Below are 13,902 nucleotides of genomic sequence, written 5' to 3'. Positions count from 1 at the left end.
TTTTTGGACAATAGATTTGCTAACGAATATTTCTTGTTTGCTCCGGTATGTCCTGGTAATCTAGGTTTTATTTGTACAATATTCGCTGAGGATAATGGACAAACGAAACCAGGGATTGATGGAGATTTATATGACGAAATCTGGTCTGCCATAAGTATGGAAACAGACCAGACCCGAGTATTATTAATGGCAATTAATTAAAGTTCAATAATGGTTTGATAAAGATTTTTTAGCGTAAATTAGTATTTGAAAACTTTACCGTCTACCATAACTTCCTGAGTGGCTTCATCAAAGACTGCCTTCTTTCCGGTTCTAACAGCTGCATTAGTCATAATATTAGCAATAGAGTGATAATAACCAACTTCTACAGGAGCATGAGGTTCTTTACGTGACCTGATACATTCCATCCAGTTTCGCATGTGAGCAGAAGTTAATTTGTCGCCTCCGGTATTTGCAGAAGCAGCAACTTTCTCCGTTACACTGGTCAGTTTCAATTCAGGCAACAGATTCGGCTGCATATGCATCGCACTGGCAGCATCAGCTTTAAGGCCGCCTTTTGAAGAAACAAGGTTTGTATTCAGATTCAATTCGCCACCATTGGAATAATAAATTTCCGCCGGGTTTTCATCCCCATTATGCATGCGTGAGGTAAAGACAACCTGAAAACCATTCTCAGGATTATTTTCCTGGCCATAATCAAATACCGCTGTAGTTGTATCCCAGTTCCGCCGGCCATCTTTCCATTGGTAGATTCCGCCATTGGCCACTACACTGCGAGGATGCTTTAAGCCGGTAAACCAGTGTACTGTGTCAATCTGATGCGACATCCATTGTCCGGGCATTCCTGAGGAATATGGCCAGAATAAACGATATTCCAGGTATATACGCGGATCCCATTCTTCAAATGGGCGGTTGATTAAAAAGCGTTTCCAATCTGTATCTTCTTGTTTTAATTTAGCCACTAAATCTGGTCTGCGCCAACGTCCGGGTTGATTTACATTCCAGCTTAATTCAACCATAGTGATATCGCCAAATTTGCCTGATTTGATGAACTGTTCAGCTGCTATATAATTATCACCACTTCTTCTTTGTGAACCAATCTGAAGAATCTGCTGAGAAGCTTTTACCGCTTTTAAAGCTGCACGGGCATCAGACATAGTTTCTGCAAAAGGCTTTTCACAGTAAACATCACATTTAGCATTGATAGCTTCTATGGCATGAACAGCATGCTGGAAATCGGCTGTGCTTACAATAACAGCGTCGAGATCTTTCAGCTGATACAATTCATCGTTATTGCGACAGGCCTTAATGTCATGTCCTAATTTGGCTTTTAAAAAGTTTTCACCCAATCCTCTGCGATAATTCCAGAGATCTGATACCGCAACGATATCAAAATTCAGCTCTTTATAATGATTGAGAAAGCTAGGGAAGAGTGAAGTGGCGAAGCGGTCTGAAAAACCAACTACACCAACTCTGACGCGATCATTTGCACCAATAATGTTTCCATAACTTTTAGCAGATAACCCCATTGTTCCCATGTAGGTCCCCGCGGCAGCAATTGCAGTTTGCTTAATGAATTTTCTTCTTGATGATAACATAGCTTGCGGGATTTAAAGTTGTTTTAATTTGATGCTTCTAAAAAACACCTGGTCACCATGATCCTGTAACAGGATATGACCTTTTGGTGCCATCCCAAAGTTTTTCCAGTCCTTGTATTTACTATCGGCTACCAAAGCAAGGAATTCTGCCGATCCTCTTACATATTCCAGAATTTTATAGCCATTTAACCAATATTCTATCTTATTATTCGGATATACCCTAATTAATCCACTGTTCCATTCTCCTATTTTTCGCTGCGCATTGGGAATCTTTTTACTGGTAATCAAGTCATATAAAGAACCTAATGTCCTGTTACCGTTTTTTCCAAGTTTCGCATCAGGATGCCTTTCATCATCCAGTATTTGATATTCAGGGCCAATTGCAGAACCTTTATTTCCTTCGGTAAGGGTTACAAAATATTTAACGCCGCTATTTGCACCTTCGGTTAACTTAAAATCGAACTTCAGCTCAAAAGTGCCATATTGTTTTTCGGTTACAATATCACCGCCATTGGTCGATTCTGCACCGTTAGATTTCTGCACACTGAGTTCTCCATCTTTAATGATCCAGCCACTTTCAGGAAAGGTTGTTTTGTAAGCACCTCTCCAGCCTTTATTCGTTTTTCCGTCCCATAGCAAGCTATAGCCTTCTGCTTTTTCCTGAGGAGATAAGGTATTCGGAACCAGGTTTACGACATAAATATCATCAGCTTTTGATGGCTTCAGTTGGTCGGTCTGTATGCGGATATTGCGCCAATGGATTTGTTTGCCAGGCTGGTCATCTTTACCAATTGCATGTACTTGAAGCGCAATAAAGCCGGAAGGAGTGAGGGCGTCTATTACATTAGCTGTGGGAACGCCATTAATCCAGGTACGTATAGAATTTCCAATACATTCTATACGGTATTTATTCCACTGGTCATTTTTAAAGGCTTGTTGTCCTTTGGGATTAATGTCCAGTGGATATAACCAGCCTCTTCTTGCTTCATCGTAAATACCTCCGGAAAATTTACGGTCGGAAGGATCAACTTCTACCTGATAACCGTGTACTCTTCCAATTTGATATCCAGCATTGCTTTCACTTCTGATTTGCACGCCAGAATTCATGGAATTATCTACTTTCAGTTCCAGTTCGAGAATAAAGTCACTATAATTCTTTTCGGTTGTAAGAAAGGAGTTCGGCGTGTTAGAGACAGTTGTGCCTACAATTTCGCCATTATTTACTTCGTATTTGGCCTGCCCGTTAAGTTGTTTCCAACCTGTGAGGTCTTTTCCGTTAAAGAGGTTCTGCCATTTCTGATTTTGTGCGTGTAAAGTTGCGGGAAGGCTGACCAATAATAAGCCTGCTAAGGTTAATAGGTGTTTTGTGTTCATATTTGGTTAGTAGGTTGATTTAGCTTTGCTGGTTTAGCTAATCTAATATAGTATAATGATAGGTAAGAGTGAAACTATGAGTTTGCGGCAACTTGTTGATATTTAATGGTGTAAAGGGCGTGTAGTGTATTAAATACACATTTTTATTGGCTATGTTTTCTTTGTAAGAATTTAGTTACGTAAAAAAGAAATAATAGTATTTGAACATTTACGGCTGCGTATCTGAATTTATACAGCTTGTCTATAAAATGGAACGTACACTAAAACAGACGTTTGTGGTGACATTATAATAATTTTAAGATGTGAGAGGTTAAGTTTGAAAATATTTATAATGTTTTTGCTTTTAAGTTTAAGCCCTGGCGACATTAAAAAAGCAGTTTTCTTATTTTACATTCCTATATACACTTGATTACTAGTTGTTAATGGCAGAATTTTTGACGTCATCCGAACAGTTAATATTTTACAACCCTAAAACAAAAAGTTATGGCTTTCAAAGCAAGATTAAACTTTTCGGGCAAGGAGTACGATGTGCTTCACTGTGCCTATTCTCTAAACCGTGATGTAGATGCAAAAGGAAGACCCTCTTCCGGAGTGTATGGTGGAACAATCGATATCGAACTCGAATCTACCGAAGACACCTCTGTCATCGAAGCAATGGTAAACAACCAGTACAAACCTTTAGCCGGTACGCTGCTGATTAAAAAATCAGAAGAAGATGCCAAGATGAAGGAAGTTCATTTTGAAGACGGGTATATTGTGAAATATACCGAAGGGATCAACATCACTGGAGATAATCCAATGACCTTGAAATTCCAGATCTCTGCGCGCAAATTAAAAGCAGGGAATGCCGAACATGTAAATGATTGGCCAAAAGCGTAATTCAAATTCAGGAAGTTTAACATTTAAAAAAAATTATCATGGCATTTAAAACCAGATTGACTCTAGGGTCTAAAGAATTCGATGTGCTGCAATGCAGCTATTCATTAAACAGAGATGTAGACGCAAAGGGACGTCCATCATCAGGAGTTTATGGTGGTACTATCCATTTAGAAATTGAATCTACTGAAGATACTTCAGTGATTGAATCTATGGTGAATAACCAGTATAAACCACAAGCAGGAACGATTGTATTTAAAAAGGGTGAAGAAGATGCAAAAATGAAAGAATTGCATTTCGAAGATGGTTACATCATCCAGTACAATGAAGGGATTGCAGTGAACGACAATACTCCAATGACTCTGAGCTTTGTGGTATCTGCGCGTAAACTTAAGATTGGTAATGCTGAGCATACCAATGACTGGCCTAAGGCTTAGTCAGCAAAATCCACCGCTTTATCTGCAGGAAGCCGGGACGGTTTCCTGCAGTTTTTTCAGTAGTCCCCAACCTAATTAATACTCTCAACCATGGAGCATAAAGTGCAAATAGAACTGCAAATTGCTGAACAAAATATCTTTCATTATACTTCAATAAAACTCACACAATCTTTTAATCAGCATCATGAATTCGAAATCGTTCTGAATCATGACGTCATCGAAGTTACAGGATCCTATAAAATAGATCAGTCACAATCCTGGATAGGTAAACAATTTGTATTAAGCCTTGATTCGGGAGCAATGAATTTTAAGGGGATTATTTGTGAAGTTGGATTAGAACAGAACCATGGACTTAGAGGTAATCTTGTTGTTAAAGGTTACTCGTCGTCAATTTTGCTGGAAACAGGACCACACTTACTTTCTTTTAATCAGGCAACCTTAGCTACTATAATCAAACAGGTTATTAAAAATGTACCTGGAAATGAACTTGATGTAAATATTTCACCTGCCTATAAAGATACACTGCCATATCTCACACAGTTTAAGGAGAGTAATTTTGAATTTTTGAACAGACTGAGCGCAGAATATGGAGATTTCTTCTATTACGATGGAAAGATCTTAAACTTTGGACGTCCAAACGATCAAAAACAGGTAAATCTGATTCATGGACAAGACCTGACGCTGATGAAAACTGCTGTACGAATTAAAACTCTTAATTTTTCTTACTTTTCATATAATTCACACGAAGATAAGATGATTGACGCTGATAGTCCTTCTGAACATGAGGGATTAAATGAATATGCAAAATTCGGAGTAAGTAAAAGCAGTGATGTGTTTGGTGAACAGGCCAATTCTACCATAAAACCGAGAATAAGTAATAAACAGCAGCTTGACTTATTGACAAGCAGGCATGCTGCTGGTGAAGCAGCTGGACTTTCTGACGTGAACGGAGAAAGTACCAATACTAATTTGAATATTGGCAGTATTGCCGAAATCCATGTTTCAAGAAAAGGGCTCAATGGTTTGTTTAATCAGGATGAATTTGGAAAATACCTGATTACTGAAATCACGCATCATATTAACGATGTTGGCCGTTATAAAAACACTTTTAAAGGAATTTCTGCTGATGTCAGTGTCATTCCTGCACCTCCCATTAAAAATCCTGAAGCGGTATCCCAGGTGGGAATAGTTACAGAAAATAATGATCCTGAACATATGGGGAGAGTTAAAGTCCGGATGCTTTGGCAAAAAAACAATCAAACTACCGACTGGATCCGTGTATTAACTCCGGATGCTGGCTCAAGTGATCAGTTTAGTCAAAACAGAGGACAGGTTTTTATACCTGAATTAGGGGATCAGGTGATCCTTGGATTCAGATACAATGACCCCGATCGTCCTTTTGTAATGGGGAGTATTTTTAATGGAAAAACCGGTGCTGGCGGTGATGTCAATAATATTAAGAAATCTATATCCACCAGAAGTGGTCACTTGATTGAATTTGACGATAGTGATGCAAAAGAAATGATTACCATTACGGATAAAAACAACAATGTGATCAGGTTTGACACGAATGCTTCGAGCATAGAAATCACAGCACCAGAGTATATTCGCATTCATGCAAAAAATATTGAAATAAGTGCTGTTGATGATATCAGCTTTACTGCTGGAAATAATATCAGTGCTTCTGCTCAGGAGAATATTACGCAGCATGCAGGTAAAGATCAAACTATTGCTGCCGAAAATATAACGATGCTTGCAAATGATAATATCAATAAGACAGCAAGTCATATTGAGAAAACTGCCGAGAGTATCAATGTTAACAGTACAAAAGAAAATATTGAACTACATAGTTCAAAACAGATTATTAATAAAAGTGGCGGTAAAGTCAAACTGTTTTAAGCTGTAGGTATATGGGCAGTATAAGATCTTTTTCTAAAAATCTATCGGAGACTTCTGAAAGTTCCAGGTGGTTTGCTACTGATGGCGATTTACAGTTGAATGCAATTAAAGAGGTAGATATCCAAAGTAAGGATAAGGTTCAGTACGAACCCTATGTCGCTCCTGAGAAGGGTACACTTGAATATGAAGTTGACAGTGTAATCACTAAAACTAAATTAGAAAAGGGGTATAATGAACAAGGAACCGGGCCTTTGGTCGATGGAATGGTTTATGGCAAGGTTTATGTTTTTGAGGCCGTAACTTTTAAAGACGGAAAGGCACCCACCGATTTTTCTACGATAAAATGGGCATACAGTTTTGATGGAGAAGAAGGAAAAGTGGAGGGTAATTTTCACGGCCATAAAGGGAAAAAAATGGCTCTTTCTATTGAAGCGTTAGCGGTTTGCGGGCGCAACCTGACAATCTATGCTTATATAAAAAGTAAAGAAAGTGGTGCTTCAATCACTATCTGGGTTCATTACAGGTTCAGATATTTTTCGCGTGAGGTTGTGGTGAGAGAGATCAGTGAACGTCTGAAGAAAAACTCTCTAATTGATCAGAATACGACTTCTTTATGTGGTATGGCTGCTATTTATTATGCTTTTTTGAAAGTTGCTCCGGCTGATTATCAAAAAATAGCTTTAGAACTTCATCGTAAAGGAGAGTTTACTTTTAATAAATATACTATACAACCCAATTCTTCCATGTACGATATGACACCTCTATTGGAGAATGAAGAATACCCAGGTCAGCGGGAGTATAGCAATGGCAAAAAGATGGAAAAACCGGAATTGATGCCTCAAATCGACTGGATTGTAATGGCTAGTACCAGAAGCAGCGAAAGTGGGATAGGCTATAGCGGTAAAAATAGTGAAACTGTTTCTGCGATCAATTGGGGATCTGTGATGGAAAAGCTCCTGAAAGATTTAATGGGATATTCCACAATTATTGACAATACTGCAATCTCCAAAATCAATAATTATCCTGAGGTACTTAAAACAATGGAGACTGAATACAATCAAGGCTATCAGATCATATTATTGATCAATGCAAATATGCTTGCTAAAAAAGATAGCTGGATGAATTTTGTGAACTGGCATTACATTGTTTTTGAAGGAAATTTAAACATAGACGCTGAGAAGGGAGAATGTTCATTCAATTACTTTAGCTGGGGAAAATTAAAAGAAGCTGATATCTTCAGTAAATCTGTTTTTAATTCAAATTTTTATGGCTATTACAAAATCAAAAAATAAGTGGCCGGTTTTTATAGGCGTTATTGTAATCGCTGCGATTGCCTTATATGCCTTTATGGGTTACAATAATAAAAAACAGGATGATCGGATAACCGCTGATTGTGTGGCTAAAAAGTATTATGAAATACCAATGATATCATTTGCTGGTCTTGATTCATCCGGGTTAAAAGGTGCTGTTATAGAGATAAGAAGAAATGGAAAACGTATTAAATCAGAATTAGGTATCAAATCAATTTTAAATGATGATCAATCTGTTGATTTAGTGCTTTACAGTAATAATACTAAACATCCTTTTGTTCAGAAGCAGGATTCTATTGTAATTACAATCAAGAGTGAGCAACACGTTATTTCCGGATTTAAGAGTAATACGATAAAAGTTGACCACGGCATATTGTTGTGTCATGAAAGTTATGAAATGAACGGAGAACCTTTTAACAGTGACCGGCCTAATTTTATATTAAAAAAAGCTAAACAGGTTTTACATTAGGAACAGATGAGTACCAGTATCCCTTATAAAGCATTAGAAAAACCTCTCCAGCTGACCTTTAGTTCGGAAATCACTGAAAGGAAAGAAGGCGATTTTAAAAGTTCAGCGAAAGTCAGTTATGTAACTATTATACCTGAAAAACTATCATTTTGGTTGGGAAAGCAGTGTATCCAGGTTATTCGTGAAGCTGCACCTGTAAATAGTCTTTCCGATAATAATGCGGATGCTTTCGTTCAGCAGGCTTCGCAGGCATTAAGCTACCTGACATTTAAGATAGGATTTAAGGGGATGCCTGTGTTGTTGGAAAAACAAGATGTACTCTGGAAGAAATGGCTTTTATTACGTGAAGTTCTGGCTAACACTTATACAGGTGATTGGGTGGAGGAAAGACTTACTGAAATTGACCTTAAAATGTTGCCCTCTGATCAATTGATGAATTTTGTTATGCGTGATTTATTCTTAAATGATTACTTCAGGAATATTTATGAGATGAAATTTGAATCAGGTATAAGTCGTTTACAAAGAACTATATATGGTTTGACACCTGAAGCGACCAGACTTCATGAAGTCTGGAAACTGAAGTCATCAGCAACTCATTATAATCTTGAATTTTCCGGAAAATGGAAGGGAACTGAAATTAGTGAGCAACTCGAAAAATGGATAAAAAATAAAATAGATAATCAGCCTTTGCTGAAACCAGAAATTACAAGTAGCGGGTCTTTTACAATCAGTAAAGAAACTGGCTGGTGCTCTTCTTTTGAAAGCAATTACGTTCTGATCACGGAATCAGGCTTTGAAAAAGTAATAAAAATAAAATTAACGTCTATCTAAATTGTTTGCTATGTGGAGTACTGATCCTGAAACCGTAAGCGAAAAAGAAAATAATAAAGGCACTGAATCCTCAGGAAATCAGCATGATACTGGAGTCAAACAAGAACCTGTTGCTGAAAGTGGTGCTGCTTCTGCAGAATTACTGGTCTGTGATGGTGCAAAATGTACCTGTGATAAGGCTGTTGATCCTTCTCCAAAGTCTTTGAAGGTATTGAGTCATCATAAATATGTGATTAATGATAATGGGGAATCAAAATTACTTGCAACAAATAAAGAAAATGCCCTGCCTAATCTTAATTTTGGTCAGTGCAAAGTTCCTAATCCAAATTATCCAGTTCCCTGTACAGCTAAGCTGGAGTGGAAAGACTATTATGACCATGTAGAGTTACCTGGCGGGGCGTATGTGCTCACAGAAAAAAGTACCGCAAAATGTACCGCTAAAGGTGGGACAATCAAGATTGTTCAGCATGGACAGCAGGCCGAAGTGAGCACGGCAGAGGTTGAAAAAGCAAATGCAGGTGCGTGGGCTGCTGACGGACCTTTAGTAACTGAAGAAATTATAAAAACTGAACAGGCGGCTAATAATAGTGATACAGATGGTGCGAGTGTTAAATCTGTTGAATCAGTTTTATACCATTCCGATCAACCACTGAATACTCCTGTAGAGTTTAAAGCTAATTTTAACGGAAAACCAACTGATGCTGAAAAACAGGGCGTTAACTGGATCATTTATGATGCAAATGGGAAACCAATGCAATTTCGGACTGATGTTGGAGAAAAAATCACTATCACCTTTAAAGAGGCTGGTACTTATCTTATTGAAGCTTACGGTAAAAAAGCAGGCGATAAAAAAGTTACTAAGCCATTTCATATCAAAGCGAACGAGATTGATACGGTTACAACTATTGATGGCAGTTTGAAAGTAAGGACACAAGAAGCTGTAGAATTTAAATTGAAGAGTCTTTTTCCCGGCATTGCTATACCAGGCAATACGGAGGCAATCAGTTGGACCGTCACTAAAAATAAAGGAGCGGGGGTACCTTCATTGTTAAATCAGACAGGGCCTGTTACACAGGTAATCTGTAATGATGAAGCCAGTTATGTAGTCACTGCTTATTTTAACGGTGTTGCTAAACAATCAAAATTAATTGAAGCCCTGAAAAATGGAATACAATCCGTAAGTGCTTCCAGGGCAAGTGCCCGTGTAAAGGACAGCATTAAGTTTACTGTCAAGGATCAGTTTAAAATATTACCAGCCCGCGAAAGTGAAAAAGCATTAGTGAAGTGGCAGTGTACGGATGCAAAAGGGAAACTGGTGGCAGATTTTAGTTCAAAAATGGGCGAATCTATAGACTATGTATTTGAGCATCCGGGGGAATATACTGTGCAGCCTTTTATGGTTAAAGCTTCTTCAAAAGTTGCTGTAAAAGTCATCATTGCGCAACCAACCTTACTCAGTGCGCAATGGGAATATCCCGAGGGTAGAGTGAAAGACAAAACAGGATGGAATGAACTGAATCATGCTGCGATGGTTTTTCAGGCAGCGGAAGGATTGATCTTTGATCTGGAATATGGTTATCTCAATAAAGATAATAAAGCAAAGCCTTTGCATGTAATCACAGGTTTGAAAATTCCAGAAAGTCAGGTGGTTAATTTAAAGGGTTGCGACTTTAATACTAATCGTGATAAATATAGTAAAGAAATTAAAGCCGGTGATCTTTTCTATTTCAAAGTGAATTGCCAAAGTAAGGGCTATGAAATTATAAATGCCGCTGTCATGCAGCCGCAGAAAAAGTTGCAGTTGGTTACCGGCGAACAGATTGTAAGTATTGAATTTCTGAAAGCTGGGAAGTCGGTAATGAGTGCTGAATATGGCGATAAAATGCAATGCCGGGTTCGTACTAGAAATCTTTCGGCTACCAAGTTAAGAGTTAAGATCTGCCGACAGGAAAGCCGGATGGGTGTTGATATTTTTAGAGGAGATACGCCTGTTCTTAATGAAGTTTATCCTATACCTGCAGGCGGCCTGGTTCAGTTTGATTTCGTATTGGATAAGAGCTGGGAGAAGAGCTATAGTGAGAAGCTGCATAGTTTTTATGTTGTTATAGATGAGGTAGAGGTTGGAGGTTTGAGGAGTACTTTAATGGTCTTCAAGAATGGGGTGCCGGCTAATGGCGGAAAGGCTATGGCTGGGGTGGAGAAAGTTAAAGGGAAAGCGATTAATAAAGATGGGATTTGCGATTATGAGGCGAAGGTAAGAGCGTTTATGAGAATGATCAGAGTGGGAGAAGGGACCGAAGATGAGGCCGGGTATACAAGAATTGTAGGTGGCAGTACTTTTGCTGATCATGGAAAGGACATGAGTTCACATCCAAAAGTTTACATCAAAGCTCATGACTCAACAGCTGCCGGTGCTTATCAGATCACGAAAACAAACTGGAATGATGATCCATTTGTTAAATGGAGAAATAAAAATAATATACATGATTTCAATGCAGTAAGTCAGGATAAATATTGTTTTTATCTGTTAAAGGAAAAAAAGAAAGCTATAGAATTGATAAAGAGTGGGGATATAAAGGGAGCTATAAATAAAGCTAAGGGCGAATGGGCTAGTCTGCCTGGTGCAGGGTATGGACAAAGAGAGGAGAAATTAACGACGGTATTGAAAAAATATGACGATTATTATCAGCAAGAATTAAAAGGTAAAACAACGTTACATATAGAAAATGGTTTTTTAAAAGAATTTGGTGATAATTGTTGTGAAGGAGGTAAGCCCATTACAGACATAACTACTGGAGTGACAATCAGGCTAGTTAGAAAATGGGAGACTAAAAATTCAACTATTGGTGAATTTACGATTGATGGTTCCGAAATAAAAGGATTTATCTTAGAAGAAAAAGGGCCGGACACTACAGTATCAGGAATAGAACAAAGAGTTCCTGTTGGCACTTACAATTTGGAATGGCATAATGGAACAAAGAAAAAAAATGTCCTAAAATTATCTAATGATGAAGTTCCAGCTTCCAGAGCAATTTTGATACATTCAGGAAATGATGCAAATGATACCGAAGGTTGTTTATTAGCTGGAAGTACCCGGTCAAAAGATTTTGTAGGTGAAAGCAAGACGAAATTGAGTGAAATAAATAATTATGTAAAACTAAAGGGAATAAAAGGAGCCAGAATTATAATAACAGCAAACTATGAATAAGATCTTTATTTTATTATTATTATTAATTTCATGTAATAATATAGCCCAGACTAAAACTGATATAGAGGTGCTTAAAAAAGCATACTCAGCTAAAGATGAGCATGTGTTTTTAGCTAATTTTCCCCATAATTTTGAGGAATTCAAAGCGACTTTTGGATGGGATGATAAGGCAGATAAGCCAAACCCTTTGTATAGTGGAGCCAATAAATATATTGAGTACTTTTTTCAATTGGCAAGCCAGGCAAAGTACGAAAGTTATAAAAGTCAGCTTATAGATATTGCTGTAAATGGTACTTGGCAGGCGGATGCAATTGGTTATTTTCAACTTAAACTGCATAACATTACTGAAACAGATAAAAGTTTCGTTTCATTATTAAAGAAGTTAGATAAAAAAAGAGCAGAGTCATTCTGGAGATTTTATTTTGATAAAGAACAATTGGCGTATTCACCAAAATTAGAATCAGTTCTTGATGAACCAATGAAAGCTCAATCAATGGCTGTTTTTAAGTCAATACAAAAAGAACGTCATGTTGACCGTTTACCCGTCGTTTATGAAATCTTTGATAAAGACGGATATTCCAACTTAAGAAAAGAAAAAAGTGCATCATCTGCTGTATTAGAAGAAGTGAAAAGTGGAGAAAGTATCTCTGTCCTGAATAAAACAGGTGATTGGTGGTTTATTCAAACCGGGAGCGGGAGCAAAGGCTATATGCATAAAAGCAGAATAAGGTTGAAAAAAAAAGGCAGTATGGAAGGAGCAAATACAATTAATCCGAATAAACCTTCTGCTCAATGTGTTTTTAGTGATGCTGCTTCAAAATTTAGTTATCAAATAATTGCTACAAAGTTCCGTGATGGTGGTAAAGTACCTTCTGAAATAAAGATTACTATTTCTGATCAGAAAAATAAAGACCAGGAGTCTGCGGTGATTTTTAAACCCGAATACTGGATGAAAAGTGATTGTAGTTCAATTTCTTACCTGGGTAAAACAAAAACCAATGAGGGGATAGAAAATTATCATCAATTTATAGTAGCAGATTACAATTTTGATGGCCTGGAAGATTTTGCAATTTTAAACTATGAAGGAAGTAACGCCGGACCTCAGTATGTATTTTTTTTGCAGAATACTAACAAACAGTTTAAAAAAGAAGATGTTTTCCCTCTTCAGGGAAGTTTCTTTCCAAAAAGCATAGATCCTAAAAATAAAACTTTAACTATCAGCGGACCTGTTGGTTGTTGTAAGATTAATACAACAATCTATCAACTTAAGCCAGATAGTCAATGGAAAATGATTTCTTCGGTTGAAAAGAAGATGTAAGAAATTTATGTTTATGATGATATTAAAGTAAATGAATACGCTGAAAATTAGGTTTCTTATTTTCTACTTGGTTTTTAATCTTGTGGTTAGCTGTAAAAACAAATCCGACAAAATTTCTGAGAAGTGGTACGGTGATTATTATTTTATTATAAATGAAGATCACGATGACTGGAGAGATCAGCAGAAAATTTCATTAAAGATTACAAAAGATTCTATTTTATATCATGCAGAAGGTTATCAAATAGATCAAACTTACCGGCTATCGGGAAAAGAAAGTGATGATTTTTTGAAATTAGATTATCTTAGTACCGAAGATGACACAGAAAGTGCCGTTTTGAAAAAAACAAAGAATTTCGGTACAATAACAAATAGCAATAAATTCTATACTTGGTCTTCTCCTTATGTTGACCTTAGTTTTGGAGAGGGGAAAAGTAAAATTTATACCCTAACCAAAAATAATTGAGTATGAAGTTAACTTATGCAATTGTCATGTATAATCATTGGGCCTAAGTTTTAACATGAATAGGTCCCTGTTCTCTACTAAATAATTGTTAATTATTGGTTACCAGTTTGTTAACGTAA

The 13,902-nt window shown here is 37.2% G+C and carries 12 protein-coding genes; 10 read left to right on the top strand and 2 right to left on the bottom strand.

The genetic code is table 11. From position 1 onward, the window contains the following. Positions 1 to 3: 3 nt before the first annotated feature. The gene (locus ABIB30_RS01710) at positions 4 to 201 is read left to right on the top strand and encodes a hypothetical protein (RefSeq protein WP_354299018.1); all 198 of its coding nucleotides are present in this window, start codon (positions 4 to 6) and stop codon (positions 199 to 201) included. Between the two features lie 38 nt (positions 202 to 239). Here ABIB30_RS01710 and ABIB30_RS01705 read toward each other — a convergent pair whose 3' ends face one another. Both ABIB30_RS01705 and ABIB30_RS01700 read right to left on the bottom strand, forming a co-directional pair. After that, on the bottom strand, positions 240 to 1,598 hold the full coding sequence (locus ABIB30_RS01705) for a Gfo/Idh/MocA family protein (RefSeq protein ID WP_354299017.1): 1,359 nt from the start codon (positions 1,596 to 1,598) through the stop codon (positions 240 to 242). A gap of 12 nt (positions 1,599 to 1,610) precedes the next feature. Beyond that, entirely contained in the window at positions 1,611 to 2,972 is a 1,362-nt protein-coding gene (locus ABIB30_RS01700) for a 3-keto-disaccharide hydrolase (protein WP_354299016.1), read from the bottom strand. Between the two features lie 483 nt (positions 2,973 to 3,455). Here ABIB30_RS01700 and tssD (ABIB30_RS01695) point away from each other — a divergent pair, with 483 nt between their 5' ends. The 9 genes from tssD (ABIB30_RS01695) to ABIB30_RS01655 all read left to right on the top strand — a co-directional run bounded on the left by tssD (ABIB30_RS01695) (position 3,456) and on the right by ABIB30_RS01655 (position 13,783). Next, positions 3,456 to 3,851 (top strand): type VI secretion system tube protein TssD, encoded by a 396-nt coding sequence (gene tssD / locus ABIB30_RS01695; RefSeq protein WP_068398956.1) that lies wholly within the window; start codon positions 3,456 to 3,458, stop codon positions 3,849 to 3,851. Between the two features lie 38 nt (positions 3,852 to 3,889). After that, complete coding sequence (gene tssD / locus ABIB30_RS01690) at positions 3,890 to 4,285, top strand: type VI secretion system tube protein TssD (protein WP_041878824.1); 396 nt, start codon at positions 3,890 to 3,892, stop codon at positions 4,283 to 4,285. A 90-nt stretch (positions 4,286 to 4,375) separates the two neighbouring features. Then, complete coding sequence (locus ABIB30_RS01685) at positions 4,376 to 6,184, top strand: type VI secretion system Vgr family protein (RefSeq protein WP_354299015.1); 1,809 nt, start codon at positions 4,376 to 4,378, stop codon at positions 6,182 to 6,184. An 11-nt stretch (positions 6,185 to 6,195) separates the two neighbouring features. After that, on the top strand, positions 6,196 to 7,476 hold the full coding sequence (locus tag ABIB30_RS01680) for a hypothetical protein (protein WP_354299014.1): 1,281 nt from the start codon (positions 6,196 to 6,198) through the stop codon (positions 7,474 to 7,476). Continuing rightward, the gene (locus tag ABIB30_RS01675; RefSeq protein ID WP_354299013.1) at positions 7,451 to 7,963 is read left to right on the top strand and encodes a hypothetical protein; all 513 of its coding nucleotides are present in this window, start codon (positions 7,451 to 7,453) and stop codon (positions 7,961 to 7,963) included. Before ABIB30_RS01680 ends, ABIB30_RS01675 begins: the two co-directional genes overlap by 26 nt. A 6-nt stretch (positions 7,964 to 7,969) precedes the next feature. Then, positions 7,970 to 8,794 carry a hypothetical protein gene (locus ABIB30_RS01670; protein WP_354299012.1) on the top strand — a complete coding sequence of 275 codons (825 nt, stop codon included), beginning with the start codon at positions 7,970 to 7,972 and terminating at the stop codon, positions 8,792 to 8,794. Positions 8,795 to 8,804: 10 nt separating this feature from the next. Continuing rightward, positions 8,805 to 12,002 (top strand): DUF5675 family protein, encoded by a 3,198-nt coding sequence (locus ABIB30_RS01665; RefSeq protein ID WP_354299011.1) that lies wholly within the window; start codon positions 8,805 to 8,807, stop codon positions 12,000 to 12,002. Continuing rightward, positions 11,995 to 13,320: an SH3 domain-containing protein gene (locus ABIB30_RS01660; RefSeq protein ID WP_354299010.1), complete on the top strand. Its 1,326-nt coding sequence runs from the start codon at positions 11,995 to 11,997 to the stop codon at positions 13,318 to 13,320. Before ABIB30_RS01665 ends, ABIB30_RS01660 begins: the two co-directional genes overlap by 8 nt. A 31-nt stretch (positions 13,321 to 13,351) precedes the next feature. Then, positions 13,352 to 13,783: a hypothetical protein gene (locus ABIB30_RS01655; protein ID WP_354299009.1), complete on the top strand. Its 432-nt coding sequence runs from the start codon at positions 13,352 to 13,354 to the stop codon at positions 13,781 to 13,783. The last annotated feature ends 119 nt before the right edge of the window (positions 13,784 to 13,902 follow it).

The sequence above is a fragment of the Pedobacter sp. UYP1 genome, assembly GCF_040547305.1.
Lineage (GTDB): Bacteria > Bacteroidota > Bacteroidia > Sphingobacteriales > Sphingobacteriaceae > Pedobacter.
This window is presented reverse-complemented; position numbering and strand designations above follow the sequence as displayed.

Bases quoted from the DNA above. Each gene is read 5' to 3' on its own strand.
- ABIB30_RS01655 (WP_354299009.1), top strand. From the start codon at position 13,352: ATGAATACGCTGAAAATTAGGTTTCTTATTTTCTACTTGGTTTTTAAT.
- ABIB30_RS01670 (WP_354299012.1), top strand. From the start codon at position 7,970: ATGAGTACCAGTATCCCTTATAAAGCATTAGAAAAACCTCTCCAGCTG.
- ABIB30_RS01660 (WP_354299010.1), top strand. From the start codon at position 11,995: ATGAATAAGATCTTTATTTTATTATTATTATTAATTTCATGTAATAAT.
- tssD (WP_068398956.1), top strand. From the start codon at position 3,456: ATGGCTTTCAAAGCAAGATTAAACTTTTCGGGCAAGGAGTACGATGTG.
- ABIB30_RS01675 (WP_354299013.1), top strand. From the start codon at position 7,451: ATGGCTATTACAAAATCAAAAAATAAGTGGCCGGTTTTTATAGGCGTT.
- ABIB30_RS01665 (WP_354299011.1), top strand. From the start codon at position 8,805: ATGTGGAGTACTGATCCTGAAACCGTAAGCGAAAAAGAAAATAATAAA.
- ABIB30_RS01680 (WP_354299014.1), top strand. From the start codon at position 6,196: ATGGGCAGTATAAGATCTTTTTCTAAAAATCTATCGGAGACTTCTGAA.
- tssD (WP_041878824.1), top strand. From the start codon at position 3,890: ATGGCATTTAAAACCAGATTGACTCTAGGGTCTAAAGAATTCGATGTG.
- ABIB30_RS01705 (WP_354299017.1), bottom strand. From the start codon at position 1,598: ATGTTATCATCAAGAAGAAAATTCATTAAGCAAACTGCAATTGCTGCC.
- ABIB30_RS01685 (WP_354299015.1), top strand. From the start codon at position 4,376: ATGGAGCATAAAGTGCAAATAGAACTGCAAATTGCTGAACAAAATATC.
- ABIB30_RS01700 (WP_354299016.1), bottom strand. From the start codon at position 2,972: ATGAACACAAAACACCTATTAACCTTAGCAGGCTTATTATTGGTCAGC.